This is a genomic window from Hyella patelloides LEGE 07179 (assembly GCF_900659865.1).
GTDB classification, from domain to species: Bacteria; Cyanobacteriota; Cyanobacteriia; order Cyanobacteriales; family Xenococcaceae; genus Hyella; species Hyella patelloides.
Map to the genome: position 1 here is coordinate 1 of NZ_LR214352.1, position 1,053 is coordinate 1,053.

Annotated in this window: 1 pseudogene; it reads left to right on the top strand. The window is 38.8% G+C overall.

Annotated elements, in window-relative coordinates:
- A pseudogene (locus H1P_RS33685) lies at window positions 1–1,021 on the top strand (ISKra4 family transposase); the annotation flags it as partial.
- Window positions 1,022–1,053: the final 32 nt, after the last annotated feature.

Genomic DNA, 1,053 nt, shown 5'->3' on the forward strand with positions numbered 1-1,053 from the left:
CAAAATACTCGATAAGCAAACCAAGCCAGAACAAGTAAAAACTTTCAGCAAAATAGAAGAAACGGTTAGAAAGCAAACACTCGAATATATTAGTCCTCAAGTTGGTTTTTTTTCATCTCAAAAGCAACAGGAACAGCATCAGGAAGAACTAGAAACATAAAGAGCATCATTGGGAAATTACCAATTAGTGAGAAGCCAGCTCACAAACTGAAAATCAAGCCTCATCAGAGAATTAGCCCTTATTTGACAGAATGTTGCCTTCGAGATCGTGCCAATGTGTCATATGAAAATGCAGCGCAAGATGTAGCACGTTACACAGGGATGATAGTTTCAGGCAAGACCCAGCAAAGATTGGTTCATCGATATCAGTTTCGTGATGCTGAGTGTAAATCAAAAGTAGGAGAAATTAGCGTAGACGGAGGGAAAATACGTCTGAGAACAGAGACTAAAGGAGAAGCTTGTATTTGGAGAGACTACAAAGCTATCTGCATTAATTCTCAGTCGCGAATGGGATGGTTTCAGGAAAATAAACAGCTAGTTGAATGGGTTAACCATCAACCCTTTGATACAGTTCTCAATTGCTTGGGCGATGGTCATCCTGGAATTGGTTCATCAGATTCCCAATTCCATCCTCAAGGAGAAACCAGGCAGATTCTTGACTGGTTTCATTTAGCAGAGAATCTTTACAAGGTTGGCGGTTCACTCAAACGTATCGCTCAAGGCAAACAGTTATTATGGCAAGGAAAAGTGGATGCGACTTTAGCCTTATTCTCACCTATGAAGAAAAAAGCAGCACAGAATTTTTGTACTTATTTACAAAATCATCGTCATCGTATTGTTAATTATGACTATTATCAAGCTGAAAACATTTGTTCTATCGCTTCCGGAGCAGTTGAATCAACAGCTTAAGCAGATAGACAGAAGATTGAAAATTTCAGGGGCGCAATGGAAACCAGAAAATGTATCGCAGGTTTTAAAACATCGATGTGCCTATCTTAACAATACCCTTTTGAAAAACTAATATTTTTGTTCTTACGTAATTGACTTGCTCCC